Origin of the sequence: Halomonas sp. A40-4 (genome assembly GCF_015767635.1) — a bacterium.
GTDB classification, from domain to species: Bacteria; Pseudomonadota; Gammaproteobacteria; order Pseudomonadales; family Halomonadaceae; genus Vreelandella; species Vreelandella janggokensis.
The window spans coordinates 1,296,707-1,315,806 of the sequence record NZ_CP065230.1; the positions used below are offsets into that span (position 1 = coordinate 1,296,707).

The 19,100-nt window shown below is 59.8% G+C and carries 16 protein-coding genes; 13 read left to right on the plus strand and 3 right to left on the minus strand.

The window, feature by feature from the left end:
• Nucleotides 1-37: 37 nt before the first annotated feature.
• The 4 genes from odhB (at nt 38) to sucD (ending at nt 5,363) form a co-directional block, all read left to right on the plus strand.
• Nucleotides 38-1,633 carry a 2-oxoglutarate dehydrogenase complex dihydrolipoyllysine-residue succinyltransferase gene (gene odhB / locus IT895_RS06065; protein WP_085917371.1) on the plus strand — a complete coding sequence of 532 codons (1,596 nt, stop codon included), beginning with the start codon at nt 38-40 and terminating at the stop codon, nt 1,631-1,633.
• Between the two features lie 90 nt (nt 1,634-1,723).
• Nucleotides 1,724-3,163, plus strand: coding sequence for a dihydrolipoyl dehydrogenase (gene lpdA, locus IT895_RS06070; protein WP_199285025.1), 1,440 nt, complete (start codon nt 1,724-1,726; stop codon nt 3,161-3,163).
• Nucleotides 3,164-3,324: 161 nt separating this feature from the next.
• Nucleotides 3,325-4,491, plus strand: coding sequence for an ADP-forming succinate--CoA ligase subunit beta (sucC, locus tag IT895_RS06075; protein ID WP_066317210.1), 1,167 nt, complete (start codon nt 3,325-3,327; stop codon nt 4,489-4,491).
• Nucleotides 4,491-5,363, plus strand: coding sequence for a succinate--CoA ligase subunit alpha (gene sucD / locus IT895_RS06080; RefSeq protein WP_066317215.1), 873 nt, complete (start codon nt 4,491-4,493; stop codon nt 5,361-5,363). The genes sucC and sucD overlap by 1 nt, the downstream gene beginning before the upstream one ends.
• A 53-nt stretch (nt 5,364-5,416) precedes the next feature.
• On the opposite strand, the gene IT895_RS06085 is transcribed toward sucD, so the two are convergent.
• Together IT895_RS06085 and IT895_RS06090 are read right to left on the minus strand one after the other, a co-directional pair.
• Nucleotides 5,417-6,508, minus strand: a complete 1,092-nt coding sequence (locus IT895_RS06085) for a lysylphosphatidylglycerol synthase transmembrane domain-containing protein (RefSeq protein ID WP_233337382.1) — start codon at nt 6,506-6,508, stop codon at nt 5,417-5,419.
• Nucleotides 6,456-7,574 carry a glycosyltransferase family 4 protein gene (locus IT895_RS06090; RefSeq protein ID WP_199285026.1) on the minus strand — a complete coding sequence of 373 codons (1,119 nt, stop codon included), beginning with the start codon at nt 7,572-7,574 and terminating at the stop codon, nt 6,456-6,458. Before IT895_RS06090 ends, IT895_RS06085 begins: the two co-directional genes overlap by 53 nt.
• A gap of 220 nt (nt 7,575-7,794) precedes the next feature.
• On the opposite strand from IT895_RS06090, the gene IT895_RS06095 reads away from it, so the two are divergent.
• Both IT895_RS06095 and IT895_RS06100 read left to right on the plus strand, forming a co-directional pair.
• A complete protein-coding gene (locus IT895_RS06095) occupies nt 7,795-8,211 on the plus strand; it encodes a CopG family transcriptional regulator (protein ID WP_199285027.1) in 417 nt (138 codons plus the stop codon).
• A gap of 14 nt (nt 8,212-8,225) precedes the next feature.
• Nucleotides 8,226-9,347 (plus strand): extracellular catalytic domain type 1 short-chain-length polyhydroxyalkanoate depolymerase, encoded by a 1,122-nt coding sequence (locus tag IT895_RS06100; RefSeq protein WP_199285424.1) that lies wholly within the window; start codon nt 8,226-8,228, stop codon nt 9,345-9,347.
• 97 nt (nt 9,348-9,444) lie between these two features.
• Here the strand turns inward: IT895_RS06100 and IT895_RS06105 are convergent, their stop codons facing one another.
• Nucleotides 9,445-11,385 (minus strand): exoribonuclease II, encoded by a 1,941-nt coding sequence (locus IT895_RS06105; protein WP_085917375.1) that lies wholly within the window; start codon nt 11,383-11,385, stop codon nt 9,445-9,447.
• Nucleotides 11,386-11,546: 161 nt separating this feature from the next.
• On the opposite strand from IT895_RS06105, the gene IT895_RS06110 reads away from it, so the two are divergent.
• From IT895_RS06110 to IT895_RS06140, 7 genes are all read left to right on the plus strand, one after another.
• The gene (locus tag IT895_RS06110) at nt 11,547-12,344 is read left to right on the plus strand and encodes an HAD family hydrolase (RefSeq protein ID WP_199285028.1); all 798 of its coding nucleotides are present in this window, start codon (nt 11,547-11,549) and stop codon (nt 12,342-12,344) included.
• Between the two features lie 112 nt (nt 12,345-12,456).
• A complete protein-coding gene (locus IT895_RS06115) occupies nt 12,457-13,194 on the plus strand; it encodes a response regulator (protein WP_085917517.1) in 738 nt (245 codons plus the stop codon).
• An 80-nt stretch (nt 13,195-13,274) separates the two neighbouring features.
• A complete protein-coding gene (locus IT895_RS06120) occupies nt 13,275-14,678 on the plus strand; it encodes an ATP-binding protein (protein ID WP_199285425.1) in 1,404 nt (467 codons plus the stop codon).
• A gap of 106 nt (nt 14,679-14,784) precedes the next feature.
• Entirely contained in the window at nt 14,785-16,065 is a 1,281-nt protein-coding gene (locus IT895_RS06125; protein ID WP_199285029.1) for an ABC transporter substrate-binding protein, read from the plus strand.
• 81 nt (nt 16,066-16,146) lie between these two features.
• A complete protein-coding gene (locus IT895_RS06130) occupies nt 16,147-17,073 on the plus strand; it encodes a carbohydrate ABC transporter permease (protein ID WP_199285030.1) in 927 nt (308 codons plus the stop codon).
• Complete coding sequence (locus IT895_RS06135) at nt 17,066-17,944, plus strand: carbohydrate ABC transporter permease (protein ID WP_066322350.1); 879 nt, start codon at nt 17,066-17,068, stop codon at nt 17,942-17,944. Before IT895_RS06130 ends, IT895_RS06135 begins: the two co-directional genes overlap by 8 nt.
• Nucleotides 17,945-17,964: 20 nt before the next feature.
• Complete coding sequence (locus IT895_RS06140; protein ID WP_199285031.1) at nt 17,965-19,086, plus strand: ABC transporter ATP-binding protein; 1,122 nt, start codon at nt 17,965-17,967, stop codon at nt 19,084-19,086.
• The last annotated feature ends 14 nt before the right edge of the window (nt 19,087-19,100 follow it).

Sequence of the window (19,100 nt, forward strand, 5' to 3'; positions counted from 1 at the left end):
CGCCCACCGGATTTAGAGAACACATAAGGGAAACGACATGGCTACCGAGATCAAAGCGCCAACCTTTCCGGAATCTGTTGCCGAAGGCACTGTTGCCGCTTGGCATAAGAAGCCGGGTGACAGCGTTGAGCGTGACGAGCTGATTGTTGAGATTGAAACCGACAAAGTGGTGCTTGAAGTCGTCGCACCGGAAGCGGGTACCCTGACCGACGTGATGGCTGACGAAGGCGATACCGTCGAGTCCGAGCAGGTGCTGGGCAAAATCGGTGAAGGCGAAGCCTCTGGCGACAGTGGCCAGAAAGAAGCGAAATCGTCTGGCGATGAAAGCGCTGAAAAGTCGGCAGAAAAATCTGACGACGAGCAAGAAGCCAAGAAAGCCGACGGCAATAGCGGTGGTGGCAAGCAGCATGAGGTGAAAGCGCCTAGCTTCCCGGAGTCGGTCCAGGAAGGTACGGTTGCGACCTGGCACAAGAAAGTCGGCGAAGCGGTCAAGCGCGATGAAGTGCTGGCGGATATCGAAACCGACAAGGTTGTGCTTGAAGTTGTTGCCCCGGCCGATGGTGCCCTGTCCGAGATCAAGGCCGAAGAAGGCAGCCAGGTTGAATCAGAAGCGGTACTGGCAACCTTCACCGAAGGGGCCGGTGGCGAAGGCAGCGGCGGCGATGATGCCAAGCCAGCCAAGGCCGAAAGCAGCGGTGACGATGGCGCCGATGAAAAAGTCGGCGACAAGATCCTCGCACCTGCCGCACGCAAGATGGTCGCGGAGCACGACCTGGACGTTGCCAAGATCGAAGGCACCGGGAAGGGCGGCCGCATTCTGAAAGAGGATGTGCAGAAAGCCGTTAAATCAGGCTCGGCCAAGAAAACGTCCGGCGGCGCTGCAGCGCCTAAAGGTGCTGCGGCAGCCGCCACTGCCCCCGCGGTAGAAGGTGAGCGCCCAGAAAAACGTGTGCCGATGAGCCGTCTGCGTCAAACCATCGCCAAGCGCCTGGTTGAGGCTCAGCAAACGGCTGCCATGCTGACCACTTACAACGAAGTGGACATGACAGCCGTGATGGAATTACGTGCTCAGTACAAGGACACCTTCCTCAAAGCACACGATACCAAGCTTGGCTTCATGGGCTTCTTCGTCAAGGCGGCTTCCGAAGCGCTCAAGCGCTTCCCGGACGTCAACGCCTCCATCGATGGCACCGACATCGTCTATCATGGCTACCAGGATATCGGCGTTGCCGTTTCGACTCCTCGCGGCCTGGTCGTTCCGGTGTTGCGCGATACCGACAGCATGAAAATCGCTGATGTCGAGAAGACAATCGTCGACTTCGGTAAGCGTGCCCGTGACGGTAAGCTCGGCATCGATGAAATGCAGGGCGGTACCTTTACGATCACCAACGGCGGTATCTTCGGCTCGCTGATGTCGACCCCGATTATCAATCCGCCGCAAACCGCCATCCTGGGGATGCACAAGATTCAGGAACGCCCCATGGCGGTCAATGGGAAGGTCGAGATTCGCCCGATGATGTACCTGGCGGTTTCCTATGATCACCGCATGATTGACGGCAAAGATGCCGTGCAATTCCTGGTGACCATGAAAGAGCTGCTGGAAGATCCCGCACGCCTGTTGCTGGACGTGTAAGGGTCATAACGACCTGTCACATACTCACGTTCAATTGCACCCTGCCTTCTGCCCCAAAAGGGAGGAGGCACCCAAGCTAAAGGAGCCAACATGGCTGACAAGTTTGATGTGATCGTTATTGGTGCCGGCCCCGGTGGTTATGTAGCGGCCATCCGTGCGGCGCAACTCGGGCTGAAAACCGCCTGTGTCGAAAAATGGATCGGCAAGGAAGGTAACGTCGTGCACGGCGGTACCTGCCTGAACGTCGGCTGTATCCCGTCCAAGGCGCTGCTCGAAGCATCGCACAAGTTCGTTGAAGCGAAAGACGATTTCGACGACCTGGGTATCCAGGCCGGTGACGTCAGCATGGACGTCAAAAAGATGATGGCCCGCAAGGACAAGATTGTTAAGAACTTGACCGGCGGCATCTCGGGTCTGTTCAAGGCCAACGGCGTCACCGCTATCGACGGCACTGGTAAAGTCATTTCCGGCAAACAAGTGGAAGTGACCGATAAGGACGGCAAGGCCACCACCTACGACGCCGATAATATCGTCGTGGCGGCGGGCTCGGTGCCGGTGGAAATTCCCCCGACGCCGCTGACTGAAGGGCTGATTGTCGATTCCACCGGCGCGCTTGAGTTCACTGAAACGCCGAAGCGTCTGGGCGTGATTGGTGCCGGCATTATCGGCCTGGAGCTGGGCAGCGTGTGGAATCGCTTGGGCTCCGACGTCACCGTACTGGAAGCCATGGATTCCTTCCTGCCCATGGTCGACGGTGCCATCAGCAAAGAGACCCAGAAGCTGCTCAAGAAGCAGGGCCTGGACATCAAGCTGGGTGCTCGCGTGACCGGGTCGGAAACCAATGGCGACGAAGTTACCGTCAAGTACACCGACGCCGACGGCGAACAGGAAATGACCTTCGACAAGCTGATTGTCAGCGTGGGTCGTCGTCCTTACACCAAAGGCGTGATTGCCGATGGGGTGAGCATCGAGCTTGACGAGCGTGGTTTCATCTTCGTTGACGATCAGTGCCGTACCAATGTTCCGGGCGTTTACGCCATCGGTGACTGCGTTCGCGGCCCGATGCTGGCGCACAAGGCTTCTGAAGAAGGCATCATGGTGGCGGATATCATCGCCGGTCATAAGGCCGAGATGAACTATGACGCCATCCCCAACGTGATCTACACCTTCCCGGAAGTCGCCTGGGTAGGGATTACCGAAGAAGAAGCCAAGGCGAAAGGTATCGAGGTCAAAACCGGTAGCTTCCCCTTCGCGGCCAGTGGCCGTGCGATGGCCAACAACGCCACCGAAGGCAATGCCAAGATCATCGCGGATGCGGAAACCGACCGTATTCTGGGCATGCACATCGTTGGCCAGCACGCCGGTGAGATGATTGCTCAAGGCGTGATTGCCATGGAATTCGGTTCCAGTGCCGAAGACCTGGCGCTGACGTGCTACGCTCACCCGACCATGTCGGAAGCGGTGCATGAAGCGGCGCTCGCGGTTGAAGGCCACGCGATCCATATGGCCAACCGCAAAAAGCGTAAGTAAATTACGCCGTAACAAAAAAGCGCCACCCCAGGGTGGCGCAACGCTTTCGGCCATGTCTTTTCGACGCGGTTTGAAAAACAGAGATCGAAAGCACGGGGATGACAGTTCTTTCAAGGAAACTGATCATCGTTCGAGTCACATGCAACCAATGGCATGAATCGATGAACCTTCACGAGTATCAAGGCAAACAGCTGTTTGCCGATTATGGTCTACCCGTGTCCAAGAGCTTTGCTGTGGACACTCCCGAAGAAGCTGAAGACGCATGTAAAAAGATCGGCGGCGACATGTGGGTGGTCAAAGCCCAGGTGCACGCAGGTGGTCGTGGTAAAGCGGGTGGCGTAAAGCTGATTAAAGACCCGGCTGATGCCAAGGCGTTTGCCGAGCAGTGGCTGGGCAAAAACCTGGTGACCTTCCAGACCGACGAGCACGGCCAGCCAGTTTCCAAGATTCTGATCGAAACTTGCACTGATATCGCCGACGAGCTTTATCTGGGTGCCGTTGTCGATCGTACGACCCGCCGCGTGGTCTTCATGGCCTCTACCGAAGGCGGCGTAGAGATCGAGAAAGTCGCCGAAGAAACGCCCGAAAAGATTCTCAGAGCCGAGATCGACCCGCTGGTCGGCGCACAGCCTTACCAGGCGCGTGAACTGGCCTTTGCACTGGGCCTTTCCGGCGACCAGATCAAGCAGTTCACCAAGATTTTCCTGGGGCTGTCCAAGCTGTTCCATGAGAAAGATCTGGCGCTGCTTGAAATTAACCCGTTGGTCATCACCGACCAGGGCAACTTGCACTGCCTCGACGCCAAGCTTGGCCTCGACAGCAACGCGCTGTACCGTCACCCGGATCTGCAGGCAATGCGCGATCCGTCTCAGGAAGACGAGCGTGAAGCTGAAGCGGCTGCATGGGAGCTCAACTATGTGGCGCTGGATGGCAACATCGGCTGCATGGTCAACGGCGCTGGTCTGGCCATGGGCACCATGGATATCGTCAACCTGAACGGCGGCAAGCCGGCCAACTTCCTCGATGTTGGCGGCGGTGCCACCAAAGAGCGCGTTGCAGAAGCCTTCAAGCTGATTCTGTCCGATGACTCCGTCAAGGCCGTACTGGTGAACATCTTCGGCGGCATCGTCCGTTGCGACATGATCGCTGAAGGCATCATCGGTGCCGTTGAGCAGGTGGGTGTCAACGTCCCGGTCGTGGTGCGTCTGGAAGGTAACAACGCCGAGCTAGGCACCGAGAAACTCGCGTCTAGCGGTCTCAATATTATCGCGGCTACCAGTCTGACCGACGCGGCTCAGCAGGTCGTTAAAGCGGCGGAGGGCAAGTAATGAGCATCCTGATCGACAAGAACACCAAGGTCATCTGCCAGGGCTTTACCGGTGGCCAGGGTACGTTCCACTCCGAGCAGGCGATTGCCTACGGTACCCAGATGGTCGGCGGCGTAACGCCGGGTAAAGGCGGCCAGGAGCACCTGGGTCTGCCTGTTTTCAACACCGTGAAAGAAGCGGTAGCGAAAACCGGCGCCGAAGCCAGCGTGATCTATGTACCGGCACCGTTCTGCAAAGATTCAATCCTTGAAGCGGCCAATGCCGGTATCAAGCTGATTGTGTGCATCACGGAAGGCATTGCCACGCTTGACATGCTCGAAGCCAAGGTGAAGTGTGACGAGCTGGGCGTTCGCCTGATCGGACCGAACTGCCCGGGCGTTATTACGCCGGGCGAGTGCAAGATCGGTATCATGCCGGGTCACATTCACCAGCCTGGCCGTGTTGGCATCGTATCGCGCTCGGGTACCTTGACCTACGAAGCGGTCAAGCAGACCACTGATCATGGCTTTGGTCAGTCCAGCTGTGTCGGCATCGGTGGTGACCCGATCCCGGGCTCCAACTTCATCGACATCCTTGAGATGTTCGAGAAAGACCCGAAAACCGAAGCCATCGTCATGATCGGCGAAATCGGCGGCACGGCGGAAGAAGAAGCAGCGGCTTACATCAAAGCCAACGTTTCCAAGCCTGTCGTGGCCTACATTGCCGGTGTGACAGCACCTCCCGGCAAGCGTATGGGCCATGCGGGCGCGATCATCTCTGGCGGTAAAGGCACCGCTGACGAGAAGTTCTCTGCCCTTGAAGACGCCGGTGTTAAAACCGTCCGCTCCCTGGCGGAAATCGGCGACGCGCTGAAAGCAGTGACTGGCTGGTAAACGGTTACGTCGTCTGGTGTGTACAATACGCGCCTGATATGAAAAAAGAGCACCTACGGGTGCTCTTTTTTTGTTTCTGGGAGGTAGCCATCGATTGAGGCGTTACGCCTGAACAAGCGAAATCCGTAGCTGAGAAAAAACGGCGCGCCAGCGGCCAGATAAAGATGGTAGCTGACCAGTCGCCAGATCAGTACCGCAGCGGCGGCCTGTTCAGCGGCCATCAATGGCAGCAGCAGCGAGCCCACGCCGACTTCCGCGGCGCCGGCACCGCCGGGCAAAAAGCTCAGTTGGCTGGCCGCCATGGCCAGCATTTGGGTCAGAAAGGTCCATACCCAATCGATGTTGCCGCCGACGCCCAGCACAGCCAGGTAAAGCAGGCTGTAGCGCATCAGCCAGTGCGCGGTGGTCAGCGCCATCATCGCAAGCAGGGTAGTCCGCGGCAACGCCAGGGTTACCTTCAGTGCCTGACGAAACCCCAAAAAGCCTCGCGCAAGCCGTCGCCGCCGGTAACGGCTGAGCCAGGTGAGCCTGAAGCGCTGCGCTCGCAATAAGCGTGGCAGATGGTAGATCAGCAGGCAGACCAGCGTGGCGACGATCACCAGCCCCGCCAAAGCTGATTGGACCAGCACCTGGTGCGGCCAGTGCACATCACCAATCAACGACCACAGCACCAGCCCGCCGAGCATGCTGAGAAAAAACAGCATGTCGCAGCCCTGGTCAATCAGAAACACGGCACTGCCTTTGGAAGGCGGCAGCCCGCGCTGGGCCAATAGCACCAGCAGCGTGGCGGCACCGCCGCTGCCGCCTGGCGTGGCGCACAGGGCGAATTTGGAAGCCAGCTCAATACCCAGGGCACCACGCTGGCCGAGCGCGCCTGCCCGGCCACCCAACATCAAACGCAGCCGCGCGGCGTTCAGGTTCCAGCATAGCGCGGCGAGCGTCAGCATCAGCAGCAGGATGCCGAGCGGGAACTGTCCGACTCGCTGCCAGGCGTCGCTGCCGCCGATCCAGGTGGTCAGCAACAGCGGTAACCCCAGGGCCAGAACGATCATTGCGATAGGCAGCGACCGCCAGCGACGTCTGCTGCCGGGTTTAGCGAGGTTGGGGGAGCGCATGGGGCAGGGCGATGTCGGTAAGGCTTTCATAGTGCGCCAGCAGGGCATGCATCACGCTATCCCAGTTGAAATGACGTTCCACATGGCGGCGCGCATAACGGCCGCTGGCGGCAATGTCGTTACTGAACAGCGCTTCGCAGGCATCGGCCATGGCGGCCGGGTCCAGCGGGCGGCACAGAATGCCCGCGCCGAGGGGAACGTTCTCGGCCAGTGCCCCGGCCCTGGCGGCCACTACCGGAATGCCGCTGGCCATGGCTTCCTGGGCGATCAGGCCAAAGGTTTCCCGCGTACCGGCATGCACCAGGGCGTCGCTGCTGGCCAGTGCCTTGGCGACCTCGTGCGCGCCGCAACAGCGGTCCACCACGGTGACGTTGCTGGGGACCTGGTGGGGCATCCCCGGGCCCATCAGCAGCAGGTGATAGCCGCCGCCCAGCTTGCGCATGGTGGCCAGCAGTACATCGATATTCTTTTCCCGGGAATAACGGCCGACGAAAATCAGCAGCTTTTTATGCGGGGGGATGCCCATGTTGGCGCGAAACTCAGCATCGTAATGAGTGGGATGAAAGTGGTTGAGGTCGACGCCCAGCGGCTGAACACGCACCTGCTCGACGCCCCAATCCCGCAGACGGTCCGCCATGGCCTGGCAGGGCGCCAGCACACTGTCAAACTGGCCATAGAGGCGGCTCACGTAGCGAATCAAGCGCTGGCGTACGTGCCGTCCAAAGCGGTCACCCATCAAGCGTGGCAGGTCCGAGTGATAAAACCCGACTACGGGCACGCCCAACTGCTGGCCTGCCTCGAGCGCTGCCCAGGCGGTCACGTAGGGGTCGCCTGCCTCGATGATGTCGGGGCGCAGGCCCACCAATGCATTGCGCCAGGAAGCAGACCGCAGGGGAAAGCGATAGCCCTGGCCAAGGGGCAGGCGAAACGCCGGCAGGGTGTGCTGGTCGCCGAGACTGTCCCGTTCCGCGCCCGGGACCAGCAGGCTGGTGCGCAGTTCAGGGTAACGGGAAAAGACGCGATGTTTGGCCTGAAGGTAGGTACGAACGCCGCCGCTGGCGGGGGCGTGAAACATGGTGACATCGGCGATGTGCAAGGGAACCTCCGTGCCGCTTGGATGATGTCAATTACCTTAACCAACAAATAAGTCAGTTCGACGACAGCGGCCGGCTCCCTGTTTATGGGCCTTATTGCGTAGCTAACACTTGACTAATGCCGGGATAGGTCCAAGATACCATCTATATGGATGGTATATGGAGCCCAATTGGATGTTAGGTCGGTTGGGTAATCTCTTCCAGGGCAGCGAGGCATACCCTATGAGCGTGCATGAACTACGCCGTCGATCCGGCGACTCCAGCGAGAAAATCACCATCAACCTGGGCGTTGTCGACCTGGGGCAGATCGACCTGCTGGTCCAGGAAGGTTTCTATTCCAACCGAACCGATCTGATTCGTACGGCCATTCGCAATCAGCTGGCGACCCACGCCGAGGTCGTGAAAGAGACCGTTACCCGCAAGGCATTCGTGCTGGGGCTTGAGCATTACAGTCGCGGGGACCTTGAAGCGCGGCAGGCTGCGGGGGAGATGTTGCAGATTCAGGTGCTGGGAATGGCCAGCATCGCCGATGACGTCACCCCGGAGCTTGCCCTCGCCACTATCCAGTCGGTGGTGGTGCTTGGTGCCTTGCATGCCAGTCCGGCCGTCAAGGCCGCTCTGGCGGATCGAATCCACTAATGAGGGACATGACCATGATCAGCGCCAGCATCACCCAGCGAATGGAAGAAGCAACCCGACTCACGCGCGCGGGCAAGCTCCACGACGCCATGGCCCTCCTGAAGGGCATCATGCCAGAAACACCAGCCGAGCAAACGCCGACACCAACATCCCGGGGAGGACACACCTTCGAGGGCACCTGGGAGGTCGTCGATGACCCGGCAGCGCCGACGTCACCGTCTGGCAATGCACGGCGAGCGCATGCTGGCGCGTTCACCACCGGCAGCTTTAGCTGCCGAGCGGGCGCACGTGATTACAAGCTTTTTATCCCCAGCGGCTATCACGGGCAGGCGCTTCCGCTGGTGGTGATGCTGCACGGCTGCACCCAGAATCCCGATGACTTTGCGGCGGGAACCGACATGAACCGGCTGGCCGAAGCGCAGCAATGTTGCGTGCTTTATCCAGCCCAGCCGACGACCGCTAATACGTCAAAGTGCTGGAACTGGTTCAAGGCCGAAGACCAGCAGCGCGAGGGCGGCGAGCCCGCCATCCTCGCAGGCATGACCCGCCAGGTTATCCACCAGCACGGGCTCGATGCCGGGCGCGTCTACGTCGCCGGGCTTTCCGCCGGTGCTGCCATGGCCACGACTCTGGCGATGACCTACCCGGACCTGTTTGCGGCGGTGGGCGTGCACTCCGGCCTGCCCCATGGCGTGGCGAAGAGCCTACCCGATGCGTTGGGTGCAATGCAGGGCGGCACCGGGCCTCTGGGCGGTGCTGCGCAAAGCGCCACGTGGGCATCAAAGGTGCCGGCGATCATCTTCCATGGTGACCGCGACACCACCGTTCACCCGAGCAATGCCGACCGCGTTGCCGCCCAGTACGCCTCCCATCCTGGGGGTGGAAAGGGCGGGCCTCACGGAGCTGGCGGCCAAACTACCGTCGAACAGGGCCGCGTGGCCAACGGGCATGCCTACACGCGTACGGTTCATCGCGATGCCAGCGGCAAGCCAAGCATGGAGCAGTGGCAGGTACACGGAGCGGGCCACGCCTGGTCAGGCTGCAGCGTGAAGGGCAGCTACACAGACCCCAAAGGCTCTGATGCGACAAGCGAAATGCTGCGTTTCTTCTTTCAGCACCAGTTGGCCCAGACTTAGCCACTTGATAGAAGGTCAATAGACAATCGTTACGACAGACACAACAACGGCGCCCTAGGGCGCCGTTGTTGTGTATCGCGTAGGTTGACTGGCTGGCTTAAGCGGCGGGTTTTGCCACCAGCGAGCGGGTTTCTTCACGGGCTTCGGTGAGCACGACGCGAAGGCTGTCGCCGAGCTTGTAGCGCTCTTCACCTTCGATCTGGATGCGGCCCTCTTTATCGTCGATGACCACCTTGCTGCGGTCGCTGTGCATCAAGGGGGCGGGGATAAAGGCGGTGGCGCCGTTTTCGACCAGGCGAACGCGCATGCCGCCACGGTTGATTGCCATGATCTCGGCGTCAAAGGTGTCCTGGTTTTGCGCGGCCGGTGTCAGGTAGCGCACATAGAGCCAGTCTTTGACGTCGCGCTCGGCCATGCGATTCAGACGGCGGCGCTCGGTCAACTGCTCGGTGAGCTGCTGACTGGCTTCGGCCGGAGCCTGTTCACCCTTCAGCACGCGCTTGATCAAGCGATGGTTGACCATATCGCCGTACTTACGAATCGGCGAGGTCCAGGTGGCGTAGGCGGCAAGGCCCAAGCCAAAGTGCGGGCCGGGTTGGGCCGACATGCTGGTAAAGCCCTGGAAGCGGCGCAGGCGGGCATCCAGCCAGGCGTCGTCGCGGCTTTCCAGCGCGCGCTTGAGGTCTTTGTAGTGGGCAAGCTCGGTTAACGCCTGCTGATCCACCTCAATTTCCTGACCCGCCAGGAACTCCTGCGCGGCTTCGGCTTTCTCGGGCTCAAAGGCGCGGTGCACGTTGAAGATGCCGTGGCCGATGTGCTGGGCGAGGAAATCGGCGCAACAGGCGTTGGCGGCAATCATCGACTCTTCGATCATGCGGTTGGCAATCCGCCGATCCTCGGTGCGAATCCCCAGAACATTCCCCGCATCGTCCAGGTCAAAGACATAGTCGGGACGATCCTTGAAGACCAGGGCATGCTCGTTACGCCAGGCGGTACGCGCTTCGGTTAAATCGCGCAGCGCGGTCAGCTGTTCGGCAATGTTATCCGCTGGTGCCCAGTCACCCTGGCCGTCGATCCAGTCAGACACGTGGTCGTAAGCCAGTTTGGCGTGGGATTTAACAGTGGCGGCAAAAAAGCGGTAATTGCCCAGGCTACCGTCGGCATTGATATCCAGCGTGCAGGCCAGTGCCGGGCGTTCTTGGTCCTCCCACAGCGAGCACAGCTCATCCGACAACTTCTCTGGCAGCATGGTGACGTTCTGGCCGGGCAAATACACCGTAAAGGCGCGGGTGCGCGCTTCGAGATCGGCGGCGTGGCCTTCTTCCACATAGGCGGTAGGGTCGGCGATGGCGACGCTCATCTGCCAGCCGCCTTCGGCGCGCGGCGTGACGTGCAGCGCGTCATCCATATCGCGGGTTTTTTCACCGTCGATGGTAAAGAAGGGCTGTGCCGTCAGGTCTTCACGGGCGAGGCCTTCATCGTGCAGTGGCCAGTCGTCGCCCGCATTGGGAGATGCCTGTTCAAGGGCATGACGGGCAAGCGTGACACGCCATGGCACGGCGGGGTCGTCGGATTTGGCTACCAGCTCGTCAATCTGGCTGAAAAAACCGCGATCATTTTCTTTCAGCGGGTGACGCACCAGGCGGGCGACGACCCAATCACCATCCGCAATGGTCGACTCATCCAGGCTGTTCTTGATGCGCGCTTTAAGCACGTTACGGATCGAGGGATGATCCGGCACGACGGCAAGGCGGTCTTCGCGCTTTTGCACACGAGCAACAAAACGGTCGAGCCCCGCTTCAATCAGCTTCTCGGGCTCAAGGGATTTTTTATCGCCGTTTTCATGGATGACGCCCTCGACACGGTCGCCGTGCAGCACCTGTTTCATGGCGGGGGGCGGCACGAAATAGGATTCACCGTCGTCGGTTTCAAGAAACCCGAAGCCTTTCTCGGTAGCTTTGATCACCCCTTCGGCACGTGGGGTGGTATCGCGAATCTGTTGCTTGAGCGAGGCAAGCACGGAATTGTTTTGCAGCATGAGGTCAATCAGTTGGCGAAGGATAGGGTGCCACTATACGGATTACCGCGGGCCGCGCCAATTGTCGTTGCCGTTGGTCGATTTGGAAGACGACAAGTCAACTACTTACATGCAGTTTGCCGAATCGGGTAAGCTATTGGTTCATCACTCGGGAGCGCGCTATGACACCACGGCTAATTGTTTCGGATCTGGATGGAACCCTGCTGGGGAGTGATCATCGGCTGCACGATGAGACGGTTGACGTACTTCGCCAGTTGCATGGTCAGGGGCATCACGTCGCGCTGGCGTCGGGCCGTCATTATCACGATATGCGGGTGTTCCGTGATCAACTGGCGATTCCGGCGCACTTGATCAGTACCAACGGCGCTTATGTGCACGACCCGCAGGATACCTTGCTCGCCGCCAACCATGTTGCCCCGGAACACGCACAGACACTGATCGATCTTCCGCGCCCGCCCCAGGTACGGCTTAATCTTTACCGTGAAAGCGGCTGGCATATCGATGCTGAGGCCCCGCACTTACTGTCACTTCATGCGTCTACCGGCTTTCGTTATGACGTCGTACCGCCCGCGCAGATGGACACTAACGGTGTCGGCAAAGTGCTTTATCTGGGCGACCCAGCCGCGTTGAAACGGCTGGAGGCCAAGGCGCAGGAAGCTCATGGTGACGCGCTGCATATTACCTACTCGACAGTCGATTCGCTGGAAATCATGGCCCGCGGCGTCAACAAAGGGGTCGCGCTATCATCACTGCTGGAACGGTTGGGGTTAACGGTTGCCGACTGCCTCGCCTTTGGCGATAACCTCAACGATACCGAAATGCTGGATCTGGCGGGTGAAGCCCAGGTGATGGCCAACGCCCATCCGGCGTTGTTTGATCGCGTCACCGGCGCTAAACGTATTGGTCATCATGGTGAGGCGGCGGTTGCCCAGTGGTTACGCGAGCGCTTTGCGCTGTAACAGGCTACCACCTTAGTCGAGGCAGCCTTGTCACCTGCGCTTGGCTCGCCCATGATCATCTTCCCTTATAATAATAGCGTGGGATCAGCCTGCCTCGATGACAACCGCTACCATGACATCGTCCACCCCGACCAAGCCCGCCACGCTGTTCGTGGTCGACGACGACCCGGAAATATGTGAACTGCTGGCAGATTATCTGGGCCGTCATGGCTATCATGTGCTTACCGCCCAGGATGCCGATGCGTTGAGAACCCTTATGCAACAGACGTCGGCAGATCTACTGATCGTCGATCTGATGCTGCCGGGGGACGATGGCTTTTCGATCTGCCGTGAAGTGCGACGCCAAAGCGACGTGCCGATTATCATGCTCACCGCCAGTGCCGATGAAACCGACCGCATTCTGGGCCTGGAGTTGGGCGCCGATGACTATCTTGGCAAGCCGTTCAACCCGCGCGAACTGCTGGCGCGCATCAAGGCGGTCATGCGTAGAACCCGACCCGCTCAACTCGCATCCAGCGCTGATCAGGCGCGCTGCGTGAGCTTCGGCGGCTGGCAGCTGGATCGGATGACCCGGGAACTGATCGACCAGCAGGGCGAACGTACAGCGTTGTCCGGGGCCGATTTTCAACTGCTTCAGGTCTTCCTGGAGCGCCCCGCCACGGTACTGTCCCGCGACGATCTCTATGCGCTCACCCGTGGCCGCGACGCCCCGCCGCTGGACCGCTCGATCGATGTACACGTCTGCCGACTTCGCCAGCGACTGGGAGAAGACGCCCAGCATTCGCAACTGATCCGCACCGTCCGGGGAGCGGGTTACATATTAACCGCCCGTGTTGACGCGCTGACGTGACCCCTTTGCGCTGGCTAGCCCTCAAGCGGCGTGTCGCGCGCTGGTTGCCGACCACGTTACGCGGTCGCTTCGTGATTATCATGCTGGCCGGGGTGTTGGTCGCTCAGGTGGCAAGCTATGCGATCTGGACGTCTCAAGTGCGTTCAAGTCAGTTGCGACAGCTGGATGAGCTGTCGACCAATATGGCGTTCAGTATCGCATCCACGATGCAGTATTTTCGTTCATTGCCCTATGAGTATCGACACATCGTGCTCGACCAGTTGCGCAACATGGGCGGCACGCGATTTTTTGTCAGCATCAACGAGCGGCGCTTGACCATCGAGGATATTGGCTCGGGCCCGGAGAAGCGGGTGGTGGTGGATAACGTGCGCAATATTCTCACCGAGCAGCTCAATATCGACGATGTGGTGGTGGAGTTCTCCCGGCCCGAGACGCTTCGCGTCTTGAATAACGAAGTGTTACTCAAGGACTTGCCGCCGCGATGGGGCCAGCATAGCCTGCTGATGGAGCCACTTTCGCCCCCGATTCTGGTTGTCCAACTGGAGCTGGCTCCGGACACCTGGCTTTACGTGGCCACGCTGCTTGGGGTGCCGGATATTTTCACCGGCTATCGCTGGCTTTCCGAAGAGCGCGTACTGGTCGGGCTACTGGTGCTGCTCAGCGTGATAGCCCTGTCATTGCTGGGGATTCGTAGTGCGACCCGCCCCCTGGCTCGGCTCTCCAGAGCGGCACTGCAGCTTGGCGACGACCTGGATATGCCGCCGCTCAAGGAGAGTGGGCCCAAAGAGGTCGCCGCCACCGCGGTGGCATTCAACCGGATGCAACAGCGTATTCGGGAGCAGATCGAGGAACGCGAACGGTTGTTTTCGGCGATCTCTCATGATCTGAAAACGCCGCTGACGCGCCTGCGTCTGCGCGCCGAAATGCTGGAGGATGAGGTTCAGCGGGAGCGTTTCTGTGCGGCCCTGGACGAACTCGATAGCCTGGTCAAGGGCGCACTGGCGTCGGTAAAAGGGCTGGATCTGCATGAAACGCCAGAGCCGGTGGACCTTGCGTCACTCATAGACGACATCGCCGGGGAACTTCGACTTCAGGGCGGCTACGTGACGGTCCAGGGCAAGGCCGCACCACTCATGGTCAAGCCGATGGCCTTCAAGCGCTGTCTGGCGAATCTGCTGGAAAATGCCGTCTTCTATGGTCACCACGCGGATGTATCGCTGGCGGACCAGGCGGGCGTCGTGACGATCCAGATTCGCGACCACGGCCCTGGCATTCCGGACGACCAGTTTTCCCGCGTGTTTTCGCCGTTTGTTCGCCTGGAGCCGTCGCGCAGCCGCCATACCGGGGGCAGTGGGCTCGGCCTGGGTATTGCCCGCCACATCGCCCGTGCCCACGGCAGCGATATCCAACTGGCGAATCATCCAGAGGGCGGTCTGTGCGTCATCCTGACCGTGCCGCACCATGAAACTATTACGGATTTGTAATAAACCTTAAACACTATGCAGGACTCGGTAACGCCCATGGGAGCGTATATACAGTACGCTGTTGGATGTCATTGACGATACACAACAACAACAGCAGGAGTTACCCATGCCCATGTTGAAGAAAACCGCGTTGAACAAAACTTCCCTTGTCCTTGCCACGACGCTCGCTGGCCTCTCCATGACCGGCCAGGCTCAGGCCAATGAGGTAGAAGTACTGCACTGGTGGACCTCCGGTGGTGAAGCGCGGGCGGCTAACGTGCTCAAAGATCTGATGGAGGCTGAAGGTTACGGATGGAAAGATTTTGCCGTTGCCGGTGGTGGGGGTGAAACGGCCATGACGGTGCTCAAGTCGCGTGCCATGTCGGGCAACCCGCCCTCGGCGGCACAGATCAAGGGACCCGAGATTCAAGAGTGGGGCGAGCTTGGCTTGCTCGGCAGCCTGAATGATGTCGCTGAGGCGGAAGATTGGGATGCGTTATTGCCCGATGTTGTTGCCGACATTATGCAGTACGACGGCGAGTACGTGGCAGTGCCGGCCAACGTTCACCGGGTCAACTGGCTATGGGCCAACCCGGAGGTACTGGATGACGCTGGCGTTGAAATGCCCACTACCCTTGATGAGCTGTTTGACGCAGGCGAGGCCATTCGCGATGCGGGCTATATTCCGCTAGCGCATGGTGGTCAGGCGTGGCAGGACGCCACCATCTTTGAAAGCGTTGTGATCGGCAGTCAGGGGGGCGAATTTTATCAGCGCGCGTTAGTCGATCTTGACCCCGAGGCCCTGGGCGGCGATCAGATGGTTGATGCACTGGAGGACTTCAAGCGGTTGCGCACACTGATGGATGACGGCATGTCCGGGCGCGACTGGAATATCGCCACCGGGATGGTGATCGACGGTGAGGCCGCCATGCAGATGATGGGCGACTGGGCCAAAGGCGAGTTTACTGCCCGAGGTCTGACAGCAGGGGAGGACTACCTGTGCGCCCCGGCACCGGGAACCGAGGATGTCTTTGCTTTCAATATCGACAGCCTGGCCATGTTCCGGGTCAGCGATGACGACGAGCGGGAAGCCCAGCAGGCGCTGGCCCGTCTGGTACTCGAGCCCACCTTCCAGGAAGCCTTCAATCTGGCCAAGGGCTCGATTCCCGCACGGCCCGATCTGGACATGAGCGAGTTTGACAGCTGTGCACAGCAGTCGCTCAGCGATTTCCAGCGCACCGCTGAAGAGGGCGGGCTGGTGCCGAGCATGGCGCACGGTATGGCCGTACGTGCTGATATCCAGGGGGCTATCTTCGACGTGGTGACCAACTACTTCAACGACGACGACATGCAAGCCGAAGAAGCCGCGGAGCGGCTGGTCAACGCGGCTGAAGCAGCCTCGTTCTAACGTTCATTCGCAACCTGTATAGGCGCTGACCGGCACCGCCGTGCTGGCGGCGCCATCGCTTCCTGGCGAGGACGTTTCCCCATGAAAAACACTTCTACGGCGCGTGTCGGGCATCCTGCTCCGCGTGCCTCGACCTCGAGTGGGTTGCAGGCGTGGTTACCACGCCTGGTGCTTGCTCCCTCGGTGGCCATTTCGCTGTTCTTTGTTTACGGCTTCATGCTGTGGACCTTTATTCTGTCGCTGACCAGCTCACGCATGCTGCCCAGCTACGACTTTGTCGGCTTTGGTCAGTATGCGCGCTTGATGCAAAACGATCGCTGGTGGGTGGCATCCACCAACCTGATGATTTTCGGCTCGCTGTTCGTGGTGATTTGCCTGGTGATTGGCGTACTGCTGGCGATGCTGCTCGACCAGAAAATCCGCCAGGAAGGCGCATTGCGCACGATTTACCTCTACCCCATGGCGCTATCTTTTATCGTCACCGGGGTCGTCTGGAAGTGGTTGCTGAACCCCAGTCTGGGGATTCAGGCCATGGTCCGCAGTTGGGGCTTCGAGTCATTCCGCTTTGACTGGCTGGTCGATTCGGACATGGTGATTTACACCCTGGTGATTGCCGCCGTATGGCAGGCGTCAGGGTTTGTCATGGCGCTGTTTCTGGCCGGATTGAGGGGCATTGACGACAGCATCATCAAGGCCGCCCAGTTGGATGGTGCCAGCCTGCCGCGTGTTTACTGGCGGGTGGTAATGCCCTGCCTGCGCCCCGTGGTGTTCAGCGCGGTGATGATCCTGGCGCACATTGCCATCAAGAGTTTCGACCTGGTGGTTGCCTTGACAGGCGGTGGACCCGGTTATGCATCCGACCTGCCCGCCACCTTCATGTACGCCCATGCGTTTAACCGCGCGCAGATTGGCCTGGGCTCGGCGAGCGCCATGCTAATGCTGGGCGGTGTGCTGGCCATTCTGATTCCGTATCTGTATTCCGAATTGAGGAGCCGTCGGCATGGCTAATGTGATTCGTCGTCAAACGCTAGCCGCGCGCGTCAGTCGACTGGCGGTATACAGCGTGCTGATCCTCGCGGCCCTGTTCTATCTCCTGCCGCTGGCGGTGATGTTGATGACCTCGGTGAAACCGCTCAGTGAAATCAGCGCCGGCACGCTGCTGACACTGCCGCAAAACCCGACGCTGGCGCCATGGACCAAAGCCTGGGGCGAGGCCTGTACCGGCATGCGCTGTGATGGGGTTGGCGGCTACTTCTGGAATTCCTTCGCGATTGTGATTCCCGCCGTGCTGATCTCCACAACGATTGGTGCGCTGAACGGCTACGCGCTGACCAAATGGCGCTTCAAAGGCTCGGAACTGGTTTTTGCGCTGATGCTGTTTGGCTGTTTCATTCCGTTTCAGGTGGTGTTGCTGCCCATGGCGCAAACCCTGGGGTGGCTGGGTATTTCAAGCTCACGTGCGGGGTTGGTTCTGGTGCACGTGGTGTTCGGGATTGCCTTTACGACGCTGTTTTTCCGCAACTTTTATGTCGGCATTCCCAATGAACTGGTATCAGCGGCAAAGCTGGATGGCGCGGGGTTCTTCCGTATTTTCTGGCGTATCCTTCTGCCCGTCTCGACACCGATCATCGTGGTATCGGTGATCTGGCAGTTTACCCAGATATGGAACGACTTTCTGTTCGGGGTGGCGTTCTCGGCCCACAACACCCAGCCCGTCACCGTGGCGCTCAATAACCTGGTCAATACCTCCACCGGCGTGCGCGAATACAACGTGGATATGGCAGCCGCGATGATCGCTGCGCTGCCCACCTTGGTGGTCTACGTGCTGGCAGGAAAATACTTCGTGCGTGGGCTGACGGCGGGCTCGGTTAAAGGCTAATAACAAATAGGATTTTCATTATGGCAGCGTTAGAAATCCACAATGTGCGCAAAGAGTTTGGCGCCGAGCGGGTCCTTAAAGATGTCAGCATCTCGATTGATTCCGGCGAGTTTCTGATATTGGTGGGCCCGTCTGGCTGCGGCAAGTCGACGTTAATGAACACCATTGCCGGGCTCGAACCGGTCACCTGCGGCAATATTTATATCGATGGCGAAGACGTCACCTGGCGTCCCCCGTCTGATCGGGATATTGCCATGGTGTTCCAGTCCTATGCCCTCTACCCGAGCATGACGGTGCGTCAGAACATCAGCTTCGGGCTTGAAATGCGCAAGGTGCCAAAGCCAGAGCGTGAGGCTGCGGTCGAGCGCGTCGCCGACCTGCTGCAGATCACTCCGTTGCTTGAGCGCAAGCCTTCGCAACTGTCAGGCGGGCAACGCCAGCGGGTGGCCATGGGGCGTGCGCTGGCGCGGGAGCCCAAGGTCTATCTGTTTGATGAGCCGCTATCCAATCTGGACGCCAAGCTGCGGGTGGATATGCGCACCGAGATCAAAAAGCTCCACCAGCGTCTGGGCACAACGATTGTTTACGTGACCCACGATCAGGTTGAGGCAATGACGCTGGCAGACTGCATTGCGGTCATGCGTGACGGACATATTTTGCAGCTAGGCAGCCCAGACGAGGTGTATAACAATCCGGTGGATATGTTCGTGGCCGGTTTTATGGGGTCGCCATCGATGAACTTTATCAGCGCGATGCTTGAGCGTGATGGTGACGGCTATGCGGTACGTATCGCCACGCCGGATGAGGAGGACCTGTGCCTGCCCTGGCCAGCGGCACGGGTTACCGACGCCATGACCGAGCAGCTGGGCAAGCCGGTGACTCTGGGCCTGCGCCCCGAGCATTTCAGCGAGGAGGATGAGCGCTTGAGCGCCCAGGCGGAAGGGACGCTGATGCATGCCAGCGTCACCGTCGTTGAGCCGACCGGCGCCGATATGCTGCTGCGCCTGCCACTGGGTGAGCAGGAGGTCACCGCGCGGGTAGGGCCCAAATGTGCCGTTGCCACCGGCGAACGCCTGGCGCTGCGGGTTGATATGGCCCGGGCGATCCTGTTCAACGCCGAGACCGAGAAGCGACTCGCGTAAGCGCTCAAACCTGC